Raw genomic sequence first — 16,383 nt, 5'->3', positions numbered from 1 at the left:
GCACTCATACCTGACCTCCCTGGGCACGCTGGGACAGTGCTGCTTCTGCATGTGTTTTGTCGGAAAAAGGATGCTTGACCCCGGCCACTTCCTGGGTAGCCTCGTGGCCCTTGCCTGCCAACAGGACAACGTCCTGCGGCGCGGCCTGGGCAATGGCTTCGGCGATGGCCTCGGCACGGTCTGACTGGACCCGCACGCAGGCGTTGTGGCTCAGGCCCAGCAAAATCTGGCTAATGATGGCCTCGGGGCGCTCGCTGCGCGGGTTGTCGCTGGTCACCAACACAAAGTCCGCATTCTTCTCGGCCACTGCGGCCATTAGCGGGCGCTTGGAGTTGTCGCGGTCGCCACCACAGCCAAACACGCACCACAGCTTGCCGCCACGCGCCTCGGCCAAGGGCCGTAGCGCCAGCAACGCCTTGTCTAGGGCATCGGGCGTGTGGGCATAGTCAATCGCCACCAGGGGCTGGCCGGGCGGGTTCAGGCAGTCCATGCGGCCAGGCACCGGCAGCAGGCCATCGCAGGCACGCACCGCTTCGTCCAGCGGCACGCCCAGCGCCCGTATGGTGCCGATCACGCCCAGCAGATTGGCCACGTTGTACTGGCCAATCACGGAAGATTGCAGTCGGCAGGACTGCGCGCCTTCCACCACCTCAAAACTCAGACCTGCGGCCTCGTAGCGGATATTGCGCGCCTGCAGACGGGCGCCGCGGGCACACGATAGGGTCCACACATCCAGCCCGCTCAGGGAAGCAGCCAGCACAGAGCCCTGCGGATCGTCCACATTCACCACGGCCGCTTGCAGGCCGGGCCAACGGAACAAGGCTTCCTTGGCCTGCCAATACGCTTCGGTACTGCCGTGGTAGTCCAGATGGTCCTGGGTGAAATTGGTGAAGACCGCCACGCGGATCTTCGTGCCGTCCAGCCGGCGCTCTACGACGCCGATGCTGGAAGCTTCGATGGCGCAGGCGCCCAGGCCCAGGTCCACAAAGCCGCGGAAGGAGTTTTGCAACAGAACCGGATCGGGCGTGGTCAGGCCGGTAGCTAGCACATCGGGCGGAATTCCCACACCCAAAGTACCCACCACCGCACAAGGTGCTTGCGCATAGCGCTGCACTTTTGATAGCGCCTGAGCCAACCACCAAGTGGTTGAGGTTTTACCGTTGGTGCCGGTAACGGCCAGCACGTCCAACTGCTGGCTGGGGTGTTTGAAATAAGCGGCCGCAATCGGTCCGGTGCTGGCCTTCAAACCGGTATAGCTGGCCACCGCGTCGCTAGTGAAGCCGAAGGCAGCACTGCCCTCTTGCTCGACCAGGCAGGCGCTTGCGCCCTGGGCCAGTGCGGCCTGAACAAACTTGCGGCCATCGGTGGCAGCCCCCGGCCAGGCGATGAATCCATCGCCTGGCTGGATGGCGCGGCTGTCGACGCGCAGCGCACCCGTCACCCTGCTTTGCAGCCAGGCTACCGCTTCGGCGGGCGTGTGTAGTTCCAGCATCAGAACGACTCCTCCACGGCCTTGGACACCACCTGGGCCTTGACGTCCAGATCGGGTTGCACGCCCATCATGCGCAAGGTTTGCTGCACCACTTCGCTGAACACCGGCGCGGCCACGATACCGCCGTAGTACGAGCCCGCGCTGGGTTCATCCACCATCACGGCAACGATGATGCGCGGCTTTTCAATGGGTGCCATGCCGGTAAACCAGGCGCGGTATTTGTTGCTGGCATAGCCCTTGCCAACCTGCTTGTGCGCCGTACCAGATTTGCCGCCCACCGAATAACCCACGGTTTGTGCCAAGGGGCCGGTGCCCCCCGGGCCGGCGGCCAGTTGCAGCATCTTGCGCACAGCGGCCGCGTTCTGCGCCGAAAACACCTGCACGCCCACCGCGGGTTCATCCGACTTGAGCATGGTGGCTGGAATGATTTTTCCGTCGTGGGCAAAAGCCGTATAGGAATGCGCCATCTGGAACAGCGAGGCCGAGAGGCCGTAGCCGTAAGACATGGTGGCCTGCTCGATCGGGCGCCAGGACTTCCAGGGACGCAAACGCCCGGTCACGGCACCCGGGAAGGTCAGCTGCGGCTTCTGGCCGAAGCCCACCGCGGTGAACGAGTCCCACATCTCGTGCGGACTCATGCGCTGCGAAATCTTGGTGGCGCCCACGTTGCTGGACTTCTGGATCACGCCCTCCACCGTCAGCAAACCATAGTTGTGCGTGTCGGTGATGGTGGAGCCGGTTACGGTGTAACGCCCCGGCGAGGTGTCGATAGGCGTTTGCGGCGTGATGCGGCCCAACTCCAGGGCTGTCGCCACGGTGATGGGCTTCATGGTGGAGCCGGGCTCGAAGGTATCGGTCAGGGCGCGGTTGCGCAGCTGTTCACCAGTCAGGTTCTTGCGGTTGTCCGGCGAATAGCTGGGATAGTTGGCCAGCGCCAGCACTTCGCCCGTGATGGTATCCAGCACCACCACGCTACCGGCCTTGGCCTTGTTGGCGATCACGGCATCGCGCAGCTTCTGGTAGGCGAAGAACTGCACCTTGCTGTCGATGCTGAGCTGGATCTCGCGGCCATCGACCGGCGGCACCTGGTCGCCGATATCTTCCACCACGCGGCCCATACGGTCCTTGATGACGCGGCGCGAACCGGGCTTACCGCCCAATTCCTTGTTGAAAGCCAGTTCGATGCCATCCTGGCCGTTGTCTTCCACGTTGGTAAAGCCAACCACGTGGGCAATCGCCTCGCCTTCGGGGTACTGGCGCTTGTATTCCTTGCGCAGATAAATACCCTTGATACCCAGGGCCGTGATCTGCTGGGTAATCGGCTCATCCACCTGGCGCTTGATCCAGACAAAGCTCTTGTCTTCGTCCAACTTCTTGTTCAGGTCAGCCAGCGGCATTTCCAGCAGCTTGGCCAATTGCTTGAGTTTGGCCGGATCGTGGTCCACGTCCTCCGGGATCGCCCAGACGCTGGGCGCAATCACGCTGGAGGCCAGGATCAGGCCGTTGCGGTCCAGAATGCGGCCCCGATTGGCCGGCAGTTCCAGGGTACGGGCAAAGCGCACCTCGCCCTGGTGCTGGTAGAAGGCATTGCCAATCACCTGGATATAGGCCGCACGCGCCGTCAGCCCCAGAAAGCCGACGGCAATCGCAGCCACCACCAGCTTGCTACGCCATACCGGTGTTTTACTGGCCAGCAAAGGGCTGGAGGTATAGCGAACGCTGCGGCTCATGGCGTCCCTCCCGCAGCGGATGCCAGGGGAGCCACCGTCACGTACTGGGTGATGGCGGGTGAGCTGGTGCGCATCTGCAACTGTTCTTTGGCCAGCTTCTCCACCCGCAAAGGCGTGGCCTGAGCGCGCTTTTCCACCTGCAAGCGTTCGTTTTCAATTTCCAGCTTTTGCGACAAGGCGACCGCGCGGTCTACCTCGACAAACAGGCTGCGTGACTCGTACTGGATGCGCACCAGATACAAGGCGCTGGCCAGTACGGCGAGCAGCAACACCAAGTTCAGCCGGGTCATGGCGCCGCCGTCCTGCGTGCAACCCGCATCACCGCGCTGCGTGAACGCTTATTACCCGCCACCTCTTGCGCACTGGGCTTGACGCGACCCAACGACTCCAAAGGCATGGGATTCGAGCCACCCAGCATCCAGTCAGGGGCGCGGCGGTCCACCACCTCGCGGGCATGCTTGGCGATGAATTGTTTGACGATGCGATCTTCCAGCGAATGGAAGCTGATCACCACCAGCCGCCCACCGGGCTGCAGCACGCGCAGGCTGGCGTTCAGCGCAAGCTGCAGTTCTTCCAGCTCGGCATTGATGAAAATCCGAAAAGCCTGAAATGTGCGCGTTGCCGGGTTTTGCCCCGCTTCGCGGGTCTTGACCGCGCCAGCCACGAGGTCGGCCAGTTCGGAGGTAGTGGTGATCGGGCCGCGCTCTTGTCGGCGCGCGACAATCGCCTTTGCAATGGGGCCAGCAAACCGTTCTTCACCGTAGTCACGTACCACCTCTGCGATCTGTTGAACTTCGGCTGTTGCCAGCCATTCGGCCACACTTTCACCGCGCGTGGGGTCCATGCGCATATCCAGCGGACCATCGGAGCGGAAACTAAACCCCCGGGCCGGGTTGTCAATTTGGGGAGAGCTGATGCCCAGGTCCATCAACACGCCGGCCACACTGGCGTCGGGCAGCTCAGACAGATGGCGAAAGCCCTGGTGGCGGATGGAAAAGCGAGGGTCGGCAATGGTGGCGGCCTCGGCAATCGCCTCGGGATCGTGGTCAAAGGCGATCAAGCGATCGCCTTCCGCCATTTTGGATAACAACAGACGCGAATGGCCACCCCGACCGAAAGTAGCATCGACGTAAGTAGCCACAGCGCCATCGGCGCTGTGGGAAGGGGAGTCCGGCTTGTCGAGAAGCGCGTCAATCGCTTCATCCAACAAGACGGTGGTATGTTTCCACAACGTATCCACCGTAGGGCCTTAGAAAGAAAAATCCTGAAAAACCTCGGGCATCTCACCCTGCATGGCCTTGGCCTCCTGGGCATCGTAGGTGGCCTTGTCCCAGAGTTCAAAATGCCGCCCCATGCCCAGCAGCATGGTGTCTTTGGCAATACCTGCCGCTTCACGCAACTCAGGCGACACCAGCACCCGGCCGGTGGCGTCCATATCCACATCCATCGCGTTACCCAGGAAGATGCGCTTCCACCACTGGGCCGACATAGGTAGCTCGGCAATACGTTCGCGGAACTTCTCCCACTCTGGGCGGGGGAACAGCATCAAGCAGCCGTGCGGGTGCTTGGTGATGGTCAGCTGGCCGCCCGCAGTCGCGCTCAGCACGTCCCGGTGCCGGGTCGGCACCGATAAACGCCCCTTGGCATCCAGACTGAGAGACGAAGCCCCTTGAAACACAACTACTGCCCACCTTGCTTGAGAGTTGCAATCCGATGGAGCGTGCGAAGGCACTTTTCACCACTTAATTGCACTTTTTTGCACTGTAGCAGGAAAAAAAGGCTGCGCCCATTCCGCAACTGGTATTTTTTGTAATCAAATCAAGGACTTAGACGCTGCCTTGCAAGTAGAGAAGTGCAAAATACGTTCTAAATTAAGCACTTAGCGCACATTCTGAATGTGCCAACTCAGATGGGCAACACGACAGGCGGTAACAAAAAAGTCCGGCAGGGGGCCAGACTTCGGTGCTCAGAGGATATAGCGGGATAAATCTTCGTTTTTGCTCAGCTCTTGCAGGCGCACGTCCACATATGCAGCGTCCACAACAACCGTCTGTCCAGTCAACTCGGCAGCCGCAAAGCTAACCTCATCGAGCAGGCGCTCCAACACCGTAGACAGCCGCCGCGCACCAATGTTCTCTGTACGCTCGTTCACGTCAAACGCAATGTGGGCCAGCCGGGTGATCCCCTCAGACGTGAACTCCAGAGTCACACTCTCCGTCGCCAGCAAAGCCTGGTACTGCTTGACCAAAGATGCATGGGTTTGGGTGAGGATGGCCTCGAAGTCCTGCACAGACAAAGACTGCAGCTCCACCCGTATCGGGAAGCGGCCTTGCAGCTCGGGGATCAGGTCGCTGGGTTTGCTCAAATGAAAAGCCCCCGAGGCGATGAACAGGATGTGGTCGGTTTTCACCGTGCCATATTTGGTCGATACCGTGGTACCTTCAACCAAGGGCAGCAAATCACGCTGCACCCCCTGGCGCGAAACCTCGGCTCCAGAACCTTCGGAACGAGATGTCACCTTGTCGATTTCATCGATAAAGACTATGCCGTTTTGCTCTGCATTATGGATGGCCTGGGTTCTGATATCTTCTTCATTCACCAGCTTGGCGGCCTCTTCCTCGACCAGGAGCTTCATGGCCTCGTCAATACGCAGCTTGCGGGTCTTGCGCTTGGGTTGCCCAATCTGACTGAACATGCCGCGCAGCTGCTCGGTCATTTCCTCCATGCCTGGCGGCCCCATGATCTCCAGCTGAGCCTTTGCATCCGCAAGCTCCAGCTCGATTTCCTTGTCGTCCAGCTGGTGCTCGCGCAGCTTCTTGCGGAACGCCTGGCGCGCAGCACTGTCCGCCACGGCAGGCGTGGCCGGCGTAAAACCGAAATCCGCTCCGCTGGCGGCGCTGCGGGCAGGGGGAATCAGAATATCCAAAATACGCTCTTCGGCAGCATCCTCAGCACGGGTGCGCACCTTACGCATTTCAGTTTCGCGGGTTTGTTTGACGGCAATATCGGCCAGGTCACGGATGATGGCATCCACATCCTTGCCCACATAACCCACCTCAGTGAACTTGGTAGCTTCGACCTTGATGAAAGGAGCATCCGCCAGGCGCGCCAAACGGCGGGCGATTTCGGTTTTACCCACACCCGTGGGGCCAATCATGAGAATGTTCTTGGGCGTGATCTCAAAGCGCAGGGCCTCTGGCACCTGCTGGCGGCGCCAACGGTTGCGCAGTGCAATAGCCACCGCACGCTTGGCCTGGTGCTGGCCAACGATATGGCGGTCGAGTTCAGAAACGATTTCTTGGGGCGTCATCGAGGACATGGTGCTTACTCTATTCTGGACAATGGCTGCGGCTGACGCGCAAACTCAAAGGACTTCAATGGTGTGGTGCATATTGGTGTAGATGCACAGTTCGCCGGCGATTTCCAGCGACTTTTTGACGATCTCCTGGGCAGACAAATCGGTGTTGTCCAGCAAGGCCTTGGCGGCAGACTGTGCAAAGGCACCGCCCGACCCGATAGCCACAATGCCATTTTCCGGCTCCAGCACATCGCCATTGCCCGTGATGATCAGCGAAGCCGTACTATCTGCCACCGCCAGCATGGCCTCCAGGCGGCGCAGCACGCGGTCGGTACGCCAATCCTTGGTCAGCTCGATGGCCGCACGCACCAAGTGGCCCTGGTGCTTTTCCAACTTGCCCTCAAACCGTTCAAACAGCGTGAATGCGTCCGCCGTAGCACCGGCAAAACCAGCCAGCACCCGGTCATGGTGCAATTTGCGCACCTTGCGCGCCGTACCCTTGACCACGATATTGCCCAGCGTGACCTGGCCATCCCCGCCAATCGCAACCTGCATACCGGTCGGGGTTTTACGCCGCACACTGAGGATGGTGGTACCGTGAAACTGCTCCATAGGATCCAAATAAGAGGTGAGCGCCATCCATGCTGCTGGCCCGATTGTGCCGGCAGCCAAGGCTCAATTCCTGCGCGGAATCACCTTGGCATGTTCATTGATGCCGACAATGTTGAAGAAAATCGCAGCCAGTCTGTGCAGGCCGGTAAAACGCACGCTGCGCCCTGCAGCATGGTGAAGCGCAGCCCAGTTCAGTACAGAACCGGCCGCCGAAAAATCAATGCGAACCAAATAGTCACAAGGCACGACCACAGTGGCGGCGCCATCCGCCCAAACGTCTACCCTGGCCAATATCTCTGCTGCATCGCCCTCCACCACGCCGCTTAAGCCCGTGTGCTGCATGCCCTGAATGGAGTCGGATACTCCCATATCGGTATGTTTGAACATGGAGTCAGCTGGTTGACGGGATAACGGGGCGCCGGGTACGGCCTCCTCATCGGGCGCGGACAAAACCACGCAGGAACATCGCACATCCTGCCATGAGGGCGGAGACACCTCGTAGGTGATGCAGTACTCCAGCGCAACCATGTCAAATGCATCGTGGTTGCGCAAAATACGCAGCAAATCCAGCCGCAAACGCCACCAGGCCTGGTTGACGCCCGCATCCCCCGTTCGGGCTTGGCTCTGCACCACGGCTTCCAGGCGATCGATACGCAAAAAACTCAGGCGCACGACCTGGTGCGTCCAGCCGTCCATCAGGGCATTCAGCCCCTCCAGCGCCGCTCCATCGATAGAAACCAAATGGGACCAATCGATCTGCAACCTGGATGGCGCACCGCGCTGCAACGCAAGTCGCAGATTCGCCACCGTGGTAGCACCCAGCACACTGGGACTGGTCCAGTTGAAATCATTGTCCGCCTGCGCCGCCGGCGTACTGGCAGTTCCCCAGCGCCCCGCCTGCTCTGGAATGGAAAACCAGTTGGGCGCAGAGCGGCCAAACCGGGTCGCGTAATCAATGCCCGCAACGTCAAACCGATCAGCCCGATCGGTCGCGCGGTAAAAGTCAAACAAGGTGGCCCAGAGTTCGGAGTTGCCGTCCGCGCCATGCTCGGCCCGCAGCAAAGCCTGGATGAGGGCCTCTACCGCATCCACATCTCCGTTGGCAAACCGGATTGCCGCCTCGTCCAGCTCGGGGATATGCACAAAATCCACGTCGTCCAAACCGCCAGCACCCTGTGCGTCAACGGAAAAATTGATCTGGGTATCCAGCGCCGCCAGCATATCCACCATGGGCTCAGTAGGCGGCGTATTTTCCCGCAGCGGAGCAACCTCGGTCGGTGCAAACGCCGTGGAGGCCACCGTGGGGGACAAGGGAGATGGCACCGTCGGAGCAAAAGAAGTGGCAGTACCCGCTGCCGGCACAGACTCGGCTGGCAGCAGCCCCGCCCGAGACGACAAGGGCACGGCAGACTTGCCGCCCGTTGCATCCTTGGCTTTCCACCATTGGCGCGACATCTGCTCTTCAATCTCATCGATCTTCTTGATCGTACCCGCGCGGTCATCCAGCTTGGACTGGATGGACTGCATGCTGCTCTGAAAGAAAGAAGGCCGCTCCGCCGCATCCGCCGCCTGCGGCTGGGCTTCGTTCTGGCGCAACTTACGCAGCTGGTCAAACTCACGGCGCCGCACAAAGTCATTGCGGCGCTTGCGCTCAATCATTTCCTTGAGCATCTGCTTGCTGTACTGGCTTTCCTTGTCCGTCTCCGGCTGGTCAAGGTCGGACCAGTTCGTCGTCGGGTTACGAACGAACTTGACGACCTTGGACAGCAAACCAGAAGGTTCGTTAGGGGGCATGGCTAACCTGGTACGACCGGGGAATCAGAGTGAAACAGCAATATGCTCAATCGCCGAACATCTTCTGCTTGAGCTCGCGACGCTGCTGGGCTTCCAGCGACAGCGTGGCGGTAGGACGAGCCAGCAAGCGACCAACGCCGATAGGCTCGCCGGTTTCATCGCAATAGCCATAGTCACCGGCATCAATACGGTTGATGGACTGCTCGATCTTCTTGAGCAGCTTGCGCTCACGGTCACGGGTACGCAACTCCAGGGCATGCTCTTCCTCGATCGTGGCGCGGTCGGCTGGATCGGGTACGACCACCGTGTCTTCACGCAAATGTTCGGTGGTTTCACCGGCGTTGTTCAGCATGTCCTGCTTCAGCGCCACCAGCTTGAGACGGAAGAAAGCCGTCTGCTTTTCGTTCATGTACTCGCTGTCAGGCATGGCCATGACTTCGGCATCGGTCAGTTTGTCGGCCGGCGTTGTCTTCCAGTTGTTGGCCAGCTTGGGGTCCTTCTTGGCGGCAACGTGCGGTGGCGGCGCAATCATGGGCTCTGGCGCGTTCTGCATATAGCTGGACTTGGCGGCCGTGGAGGCCACGGTGGGCGCCATAGAAGGCACGGTCAGCTGGGCCAACCGCGAGGACGGGCGGGTACTTTTTGCTGGGATGGCCATGTACCGCGGCCCGGTCTGGGTCGTTTCGGTCGTAGCTTCCGGGGTCGCCGGCTTGGGTGCGGTTGTCACTTTGGGGGGGTACTCACGGTTGGCGCGGGGCAATTGCTACCGCCGCTGACTTCTTAGATTTTGTGGGTGGGTACGTGGTGAAGCGAGCATGCAGCTTCGCACGCATGCACTGACCCGCAGACTTGAAGCCGCCAGCCGTATTTCCATGCAAGAACGAAGCCATCATGTATTCACCCGCTGCAGCGGGGCCCTTTCACCAACATTGACCTTACACCAAACACTGCTCCATGCCTTGCAAAAAGATGTCTTTCGGCAGATCAATGCCAATAAACACCATTTTGCTGCTGCGCTTCTCATCTTCGGCCCAAGCTGGGCCCAGGTCGCTGCCCATCAACTGGTGCACGCCCTGGAAAATGACTTTACGCTCGGTGCCTTGCATATTCAAGACGCCTTTGTAGCGCAACATGCGCGGGCCGTAAATATTAACAACAGCGCCGAGAAAATCTTCCAGCTTGGCCGGATCAAACGGGCGATCGGCTTTGAACACAAAGCTTTTTACGTCGTCGTCATGGTGATGGTGGTGCCCCTCATGGCCGTGACCATGGTCATGCTGGTGCGAGGGGTGGTCGCAGTGCTCACCCTCGGCATGGTCATGGTGGTCATGATCGTCTTCCTTCAGGAAGTCGGGGTCGATGTCGAGCTTGGCATTCAGGTTGAAGCCGCGCAGGTCGAACACCTCGCTCAGGGGCACTTCGCCGAAGTGCACGACCTTTTGCGGCGCCCGCGGGTTCATGTGCTTGAGGCGGTGCATCAGCGCATCGACCTCGGCCGGCTCGACCAGGTCGGTCTTGCTGATGAAGATCTGGTCGGCAAAACCCACTTGGCGGCGGGCTTCCTGGCGGTCGTTCAGCTGGGTTGCCGCATGTTTGGCGTCCACCAGGGTCAGGATCGAGTCCAGCAGATAGCTTTCGGCGATCTCGTCGTCCATGAAAAAGGTCTGGGCTACCGGGCCAGGATCGGCCAGGCCGGTGGTTTCGATGACCACGCGTTCAAAATCCAGCAGGCCCTTGCGCTTTTTGGCGGCCAGCAGGCTCAGGGTGGCGCGCAGGTCTTCGCGGATCGAGCAGCAGATGCAGCCGTTGTTCAGCTGGATGATTTGCTCACCCGGCTCGGAGACCAGGATCTCGTTGTCGATGTTTTCTTCGCCAAACTCGTTTTCAACGACGGCGATCTTCTGGCCATGGGCCTCGGTCAGCACGCGCTTGAGCAGCGTGGTCTTGCCCGAGCCCAGAAAGCCGGTCAGGATGGTGACGGGAATGAGTGCCATGGGTTCTTTCATTGCTAATTTGTCACTGGGAACAGCGCCGCTCCCGCGATTTCGTGGAAATTAACAGGTGGGGAGTGTAGCGGCCAATTCAGGCGGGCTTTAGATGGGGCTATTTCCTCAGAATTACAAGGCCTTTGAGGTACTCGCCTTCGGGGAAATTGATGGTCATCGGGTGGTCAGGGGCGCCGCCCAGGCGCTCGCTGATATAGCCGTCCACCCCGGCGTCGATGCCGGCCGAGGCAACGATCTTGTGGAACAGGTCGGCGTTGATGCCGCCCGAACACGAATAGGTGAACAGCACGCCGCCCGGCTCCAGTATCTTGAAGGCCAGCCGGTTGATGTCTTTATAAGCGCGGGCGGCGCGGTCGGCGTGGGCTGCCGTGGGGGCAAACTTGGGCGGGTCCAGCACGATGCAGTCGAAAGTCTGGCCCTGGGCCGCAAACTGGCGCAGCGAGGCGTTCACATCGGCATCCATAAAGGTGACGCGGTCTGCCGCAAAGCCGTTCAGCGCCACATTCGCCGCTGCCTGCTCCAGCGCCGGGCCGGACGAATCTATGGACGTGACATGCCCCTGGCTGCCGCCGGCCCGCATGCCGGCCAGGGCCGCCACGGTAAAGCCCCCTGTATAGCAATAGCAGTTCAGCACGCGCTGAAACTGCAGGCGCTGGGCGTAATCGGCCATTTTCTTGCGGCTGTCGCGCTGGTCCAGATAGAAGCCGGTCTTGTGGCCCTCGGCAATGTCCAGGCCGAGGCGCCACTGGTGCTCCTGGATGGTCAGGCCGGTAGTGCCGTCGCCGCGCAGCCAGCCGGTGGTGGGCTCCAGGCCTTCCAGCGAACGGGTATTGGTGTCGGAACGCTCGTACAGCTTGCCCAGGCCGGTGGCAGCCAGGATGGCGTCGACCAGCACGGCCTTCCAGCGCTCCACACCGGCAAACAGGAACTGCGCCACCAGGGTGTCGCCATAGCGGTCAACGATCAGGCCCGGCAGGCCGTCGGATTCGCCGTGGATCAGACGTACGCCATCACTATTTACGTCAAATCGGGCTCTGGCGCTGATAGCAGCTGCGACAGCAGCTACAAAAAACGCAGCATCAATACGCTGGGTTTCGTCAAAGCTCCAGACCCGGGCGCGGATCTTGGAGGTAGGGCTGAACGCCGCCCAACCCAGAAACTTGCCCTCATGCGACTCCACGCGCACGGTTTCGCCCGCATCGCCGCCGCCTTTGGCGATGGCCGAATCAAAAATCCAGGGGTGGAGGCGCTGCAGCGAGCGTTCCTTGCCTTCACGTAAACGAATAACTTTCATGGGCGGGATTGTGGGGCCTATTTGCCCAGACCTCCCGACTACTTGCCCGGCGGCAGCTTCGCCCGGGGATGGGCTGCGTCATACACCTTGGCCAGGTGCTGGAAGTCCAACCGGGTGTAGACCTGGGTGGTGCTGATATTGGCGTGGCCCAACAGCTCCTGCACCGCGCGCAGGTCGCCGCTGCTTTGCAGCACATGGCTGGCGAACGAATGGCGCAGCATATGCGGATGCACCGGGGTGGCGGTGCCGGCCAGTTGGCTGCGCCGGCGCAAGCGCTGCCAGACCGACTGGGCGGTAAGCCGCGTGCCATAGCGGCCCAGAAACAAAGCCGGCGAGAACTGTGCGCCCTGCCCTTCGGCACGCAGGGCCAGCCAGCGCTCCAGTGCGTCGACGGCCTTTCGGCCAATCGGCACGCTGCGCCGCTTGCTACCCTTGCCCAGCACATGGGCTTCGCCGGCATCCAGGTCAATCCAGCCACGCGCCTGTGGGCTGGGCTTGGCGTCCAGTCCGGTTAACTCGCCCACGCGCAGGCCGCCGCCGTATAGCAGCTCGACCATGGCGGCGTCGCGCGCCTCAAGCCAGGGATCGTCGGCCTCGTTTTCAAAGTCGGCCAGACCCACGGCCTCATTCAAGCCGAGGGCTTTAGGCAGGGGCTTAGCGGCTTTAGGTGCGCGTACGTCCTGCACCGGGTTGCTGGCCACCAGGCCCTGACGGCCCAGCCAGGTATAGAAACCGCGCCAGCCCGACAGAATGAGTGCGATGCCACGCCCGGTGCGGCCCTGGCTGTGCATTTGCGCCACCCAGCGGCGAATGTGGTGGTGTGCCACGGCAGTCAACGCCACGCCGGCCTTGTCAGCCTCCTGCGCCAGCCTCTGCAGGTCCAGCGTGTACAGCGCCACGGTACGCTCGGCCAGACGCTTTTCAAAGCGCACATGGTCCAGGTACTGCACGACCAATGGTGGCGGTACGCTGGCCTCTGCCATATTGATTAAGCGCGCAAGCGCGACAAAGCGGCGCCAGCCAGTTCGGCGATGCGCTCCAGGAAGTCGGTGCCCATGGCCGACTCGAAACGGTGGGCGTCGGGCGAGGCCAGCACCAGCATGCCAAAAGCCGGGCTAGGGCTGTTCAACACGCCGGTACGCAGCGGCATCAGCGCCAGCGACATGGCAGCCGACGGCTCGGCCAGCCAGCTGACCGCCTCGAACCCCGAGTTCACGCCGCAGAACGGCGCGGTAAGCGAGGAGGCAAAAATCTTCGCGTCATCGCTGACACCGCGCGCCCAGGCGGCGTGCGCGTATTCATCGGCCACGCCCCAGACCTTGATGGCTGCCTGCGGCACGGAAAACTGGACCTCGATCTCGCGCGCGATACGTTCGGGCAGATCGGCGGGCGAACGCGTCAGCAACAGGCTGCGCGCCCAGCGCTGCAGCTTGTCGGCAATGATGACGTTCTCGTTGCCGTGGCGCACCATGTCCATGATGCGGTGCTCCAGCCCCTTGATCTTCTCGCGCAGCATCTCGGCCTGGCGCTCCTGCAGGCTGACGGCGCGGTTGCCGTGCGGGCTGGACAGCTGCACCGAGGCCAGCACCTGGGAATGGCGCTCGAAAAACTCGGGCGTGTTGGCCAGGAAGTTGGCGATGTCGTCTTCGGTGATCGGATTGGTGGTGTTCATAGGGGGTGCAATCAATTAGTCTGGAATCGTGATCGAGCCGTCAAAAACCGTAGTGGCCGGGCCAGTCATCCGCACTGGCTGGCCCATGCCGGCCCATTCGATGGTCAGGCGGCCGCCATGGGTGTCCACGTCCACCCGCGCGTCCAGCAAGCCCAGGCGTATGCCCGCTACCACCGCCGCGCAGGCGCCGGTGCCGCAGGCCAGGGTTTCGCCGGCGCCGCGCTCATAGACACGCAGACGCACCTGGCTGCGACTGACCACCTGCAGGAAGCCGACGTTCACGCCATTCGGGAAGCAGGACTGGGCCTGCACCAGCGGGCCCAGACTGGCGACCGGCGTGGCCTCGGCGTCGTCCACCAGGTGCACGGCATGCGGGTTGCCCATGGACACCACCGCTACGCTAAATGTAGCGCCCTGCGTAGATTCCACCTGCGCCAACGGCCATATTTGCCAATCATTCACGGCCACGGGCTGCAGGCCTTGCGGGTCGAACGGAATCTGCGGCAGATCGAACACCGGCAGGCCCATGTCCACGGTGACGCGGCCGTCATCCTGCATGTTCAGTTGCAGCACGCGCTCCATGGTTTGCACGCGCACGCTGCTTTGCGTGGTGAGTCCGCGGCTGTGGACGAAGCGCATAAAGCAGCGCGCGCCATTGCCGCAGTGCTCCACCTCGCCGCCGTCTGCATTGTGGATGGCGTATTCGAAATCGATGCCCGGTGTGCTGGCACGGCGTACGGACAGAATTTGGTCGGCGCCGACGCCAAAGTGGCGGTCGGCCAGGAAGCGGTACTGGGCGGCGCTCAGCCCCAGGCGGCCCTGGGTTTCATCGAGCACCACAAAGTCGTTGCCCGCGCCCTGCATTTTGGTGAATGGGATGTGCATGGGGGAATTATCCGCTCTGACGCACGGATTTTTAAGCGACAGGGCGATTCAAGCCCTGCGTACCGTGCTTGCGCGCAAATGCTATTGAATCCATAGCTATTTACGCTTATGAAATAAGCGCCAACGGCCTATTTCTTCTATAAAAGTGTGAAGCCCACCGATAAGCCGGATTCTGTGCGCGAGAGTTGCCCCCCGTGTGACCGCCATTAATCTGGGCCGGGGGTCGCCCCGCCGGCTCAATGCTACCTACCCGCCAACTCCGGGGGCCCCGTCAACGTTGGCCTACTTGGTATTGCTGCGCGTAGAGATTGCCCGTTTCACCTCGGTCGGGCTTTGCCCGACCGAGGTGCTGTGCTATTCCCGGCTTGCGCCGGGAGCGTCTGGCTTGCGCCATCCGCGTACCCGCTTGCGCAGGTACCGCACAGACCACCCTTGCTGGGCTGACCTGACCGAACTCGTCTCTGTTGCTCTAATCCTCACCTCACGGTGGACAGCCGTTAGCTGCTACGCTGCCCTATGCAGTCCGGACGTTCCTCCAGTGCCTGGTTTCCCAGATTGCACCAGCGGCGGTCTGGCGGGCTTCACGGGGTGCATTATCGCAGTGCCACAATGCATTTCTTTTTCTGCAGCTTCAACTTTCACGTTATCGAAAGACATTCCATGCGCGCCGACACCATCCTGCACACCATTGGCAACACCCCGCACGTACGCATCCAGCGCCTGTTTGGCCCGGGTGCCAATGTGTGGATCAAGTCCGAGCGCAGCAACCCCGGCGGATCGATCAAGGACCGCATCGCGCTGAGCATGGTCGAAGACGCCGAGAAATCCGGCGCGCTGCAGCCCGGCGGCACCATCATCGAACCCACCTCGGGCAATACCGGCGTGGGTCTGGCCATGGTGGCTGCGGTCAAGGGCTACAAGCTGGTGCTGGTGATGCCCGACAGCATGTCCGTCGAGCGGCGCCGCCTGATGCTGGCCTACGGCGCCAGCTTCGACCTGACCCCGCGCGAAAAAGGCATGAAGGGCGCGATTGCCCGCGCCCAGGAGCTGGTCGCCGCCACCCCCGGCAGCTGGATGCCGCAGCAGTTTGAAAACCCCGCCAACATCGACGTGCATGTGCGCACTACGGCGCAGGAGATCCTGGCCGACTTCCCCGACGGGCTGGACGCGCTGATCACCGGCGTCGGAACCGGCGGCCACATCAGCGGCTGCGCCCGCGTACTCAAGGCCGCCTGGCCCAAGCTGCAGGTGTTTGCGGTCGAGCCCACGGCCTCGCCGGTGATCTCCGGCGGCGCGCCCTCGCCGCACCCGATCCAGGGCATAGGCGCGGGCTTCATCCCAAAGAACCTGGACGTGTCCCTGCTGGACGGCACCATCCAGGTAGACGCCGAGCCAGCCCGCGAAATGGCCCGCCGTAGCGCGCGCGAAGAAGGCATGCTGGTGGGCATTTCCAGCGGAGCCACGCTGGCGGCGATCGCGCAAAAGCTGCCCGAGCTGGGCGCAGGCGCACGCGTGCTGGGCTTCAATTACGACACCGGTGAACGCTACCTGTCGGTAGACGGGTTTCTACCTGCATAAACAGCATGAAAAAGACGCGGAA

15 protein-coding genes and 1 other RNA gene are annotated in these 16,383 nt (G+C 61.7%); 1 reads left to right on the top strand and 15 read right to left on the bottom strand.

The window, feature by feature from the left end; genetic code table 11:
• Positions 1–4: 4 nt before the first annotated feature.
• The 15 genes from AC07R0_RS07880 to rnpB all read right to left on the bottom strand — a co-directional run bounded on the left by AC07R0_RS07880 (position 5) and on the right by rnpB (position 15,366).
• Positions 5–1,492, bottom strand: coding sequence for a UDP-N-acetylmuramoyl-L-alanyl-D-glutamate--2,6-diaminopimelate ligase (locus AC07R0_RS07880; protein ID WP_495104399.1), 1,488 nt, complete (start codon positions 1,490–1,492; stop codon positions 5–7).
• The gene (locus AC07R0_RS07875; protein WP_495074088.1) at positions 1,492–3,222 is read right to left on the bottom strand and encodes a peptidoglycan D,D-transpeptidase FtsI family protein; all 1,731 of its coding nucleotides are present in this window, start codon (positions 3,220–3,222) and stop codon (positions 1,492–1,494) included. The genes AC07R0_RS07880 and AC07R0_RS07875 overlap by 1 nt, the downstream gene beginning before the upstream one ends.
• Complete coding sequence (gene ftsL / locus AC07R0_RS07870) at positions 3,219–3,512, bottom strand: cell division protein FtsL (RefSeq protein ID WP_495074089.1); 294 nt, start codon at positions 3,510–3,512, stop codon at positions 3,219–3,221. Before ftsL ends, AC07R0_RS07875 begins: the two co-directional genes overlap by 4 nt.
• Entirely contained in the window at positions 3,509–4,462 is a 954-nt protein-coding gene (rsmH, locus tag AC07R0_RS07865) for a 16S rRNA (cytosine(1402)-N(4))-methyltransferase RsmH (protein WP_495104398.1), read from the bottom strand. The genes ftsL and rsmH overlap by 4 nt, the downstream gene beginning before the upstream one ends.
• Positions 4,463–4,471: 9 nt before the next feature.
• Complete coding sequence (mraZ, locus tag AC07R0_RS07860; RefSeq protein WP_495074091.1) at positions 4,472–4,900, bottom strand: division/cell wall cluster transcriptional repressor MraZ; 429 nt, start codon at positions 4,898–4,900, stop codon at positions 4,472–4,474.
• A 288-nt stretch (positions 4,901–5,188) separates the two neighbouring features.
• Entirely contained in the window at positions 5,189–6,541 is a 1,353-nt protein-coding gene (gene hslU / locus AC07R0_RS07855) for an ATP-dependent protease ATPase subunit HslU (RefSeq protein ID WP_495097562.1), read from the bottom strand.
• 45 nt (positions 6,542–6,586) lie between these two features.
• Complete coding sequence (gene hslV / locus AC07R0_RS07850) at positions 6,587–7,132, bottom strand: ATP-dependent protease subunit HslV (protein ID WP_490591112.1); 546 nt, start codon at positions 7,130–7,132, stop codon at positions 6,587–6,589.
• A gap of 63 nt (positions 7,133–7,195) precedes the next feature.
• Complete coding sequence (locus tag AC07R0_RS07845; protein ID WP_495104397.1) at positions 7,196–8,926, bottom strand: STAS domain-containing protein; 1,731 nt, start codon at positions 8,924–8,926, stop codon at positions 7,196–7,198.
• Positions 8,927–8,972: 46 nt separating this feature from the next.
• On the bottom strand, positions 8,973–9,584 hold the full coding sequence (gene dksA, locus AC07R0_RS07840; protein ID WP_495074094.1) for an RNA polymerase-binding protein DksA: 612 nt from the start codon (positions 9,582–9,584) through the stop codon (positions 8,973–8,975).
• Positions 9,585–9,861: 277 nt separating this feature from the next.
• Positions 9,862–10,920, bottom strand: a complete 1,059-nt coding sequence (locus AC07R0_RS07835) for a CobW family GTP-binding protein (protein WP_495104396.1) — start codon at positions 10,918–10,920, stop codon at positions 9,862–9,864.
• Between the two features lie 109 nt (positions 10,921–11,029).
• Positions 11,030–12,226, bottom strand: coding sequence for a class I SAM-dependent rRNA methyltransferase (locus AC07R0_RS07830; protein ID WP_495104395.1), 1,197 nt, complete (start codon positions 12,224–12,226; stop codon positions 11,030–11,032).
• Positions 12,227–12,264: 38 nt separating this feature from the next.
• On the bottom strand, positions 12,265–13,209 hold the full coding sequence (locus tag AC07R0_RS07825; protein ID WP_495104394.1) for a tyrosine-type recombinase/integrase: 945 nt from the start codon (positions 13,207–13,209) through the stop codon (positions 12,265–12,267).
• 5 nt (positions 13,210–13,214) lie between these two features.
• Entirely contained in the window at positions 13,215–13,898 is a 684-nt protein-coding gene (locus tag AC07R0_RS07820; RefSeq protein ID WP_495074098.1) for a DUF484 family protein, read from the bottom strand.
• Positions 13,899–13,913: 15 nt separating this feature from the next.
• Complete coding sequence (gene dapF, locus AC07R0_RS07815; RefSeq protein WP_495104393.1) at positions 13,914–14,783, bottom strand: diaminopimelate epimerase; 870 nt, start codon at positions 14,781–14,783, stop codon at positions 13,914–13,916.
• Between the two features lie 145 nt (positions 14,784–14,928).
• Positions 14,929–15,366: RNase P RNA component class A (gene rnpB / locus AC07R0_RS07810), an RNA gene on the bottom strand.
• Between the two features lie 77 nt (positions 15,367–15,443).
• Here rnpB and cysK point away from each other — a divergent pair.
• Positions 15,444–16,361, top strand: a complete 918-nt coding sequence (gene cysK, locus AC07R0_RS07805) for a cysteine synthase A (protein WP_495104392.1) — start codon at positions 15,444–15,446, stop codon at positions 16,359–16,361.
• Positions 16,362–16,383 lie beyond the last annotated feature (22 nt).

Source organism: Rhodoferax sp. GW821-FHT07F03 (assembly GCF_059418745.1).
Note: the sequence above shows the minus strand (reverse complement) of the source record. Positions and strands in the feature narration are given on the sequence as shown.

Bases quoted from the DNA above. Each gene is read 5' to 3' on its own strand.
- hslU (WP_495097562.1), bottom strand. From the start codon at position 6,541: ATGTCCTCGATGACGCCCCAAGAAATCGTTTCTGAACTCGACCGCCAT.
- dksA (WP_495074094.1), bottom strand. From the start codon at position 9,584: ATGGCCATCCCAGCAAAAAGTACCCGCCCGTCCTCGCGGTTGGCCCAG.
- hslV (WP_490591112.1), bottom strand. From the start codon at position 7,132: ATGGAGCAGTTTCACGGTACCACCATCCTCAGTGTGCGGCGTAAAACC.
- AC07R0_RS07880 (WP_495104399.1), bottom strand. From the start codon at position 1,492: ATGCTGGAACTACACACGCCCGCCGAAGCGGTAGCCTGGCTGCAAAGC.
- AC07R0_RS07820 (WP_495074098.1), bottom strand. From the start codon at position 13,898: ATGAACACCACCAATCCGATCACCGAAGACGACATCGCCAACTTCCTG.
- ftsL (WP_495074089.1), bottom strand. From the start codon at position 3,512: ATGACCCGGCTGAACTTGGTGTTGCTGCTCGCCGTACTGGCCAGCGCC.
- AC07R0_RS07825 (WP_495104394.1), bottom strand. From the start codon at position 13,209: ATGGCAGAGGCCAGCGTACCGCCACCATTGGTCGTGCAGTACCTGGAC.
- AC07R0_RS07845 (WP_495104397.1), bottom strand. From the start codon at position 8,926: ATGCCCCCTAACGAACCTTCTGGTTTGCTGTCCAAGGTCGTCAAGTTC.
- dapF (WP_495104393.1), bottom strand. From the start codon at position 14,783: ATGCACATCCCATTCACCAAAATGCAGGGCGCGGGCAACGACTTTGTG.
- AC07R0_RS07835 (WP_495104396.1), bottom strand. From the start codon at position 10,920: ATGGCACTCATTCCCGTCACCATCCTGACCGGCTTTCTGGGCTCGGGC.
- AC07R0_RS07830 (WP_495104395.1), bottom strand. From the start codon at position 12,226: ATGAAAGTTATTCGTTTACGTGAAGGCAAGGAACGCTCGCTGCAGCGC.
- cysK (WP_495104392.1), top strand. From the start codon at position 15,444: ATGCGCGCCGACACCATCCTGCACACCATTGGCAACACCCCGCACGTA.
- AC07R0_RS07875 (WP_495074088.1), bottom strand. From the start codon at position 3,222: ATGAGCCGCAGCGTTCGCTATACCTCCAGCCCTTTGCTGGCCAGTAAA.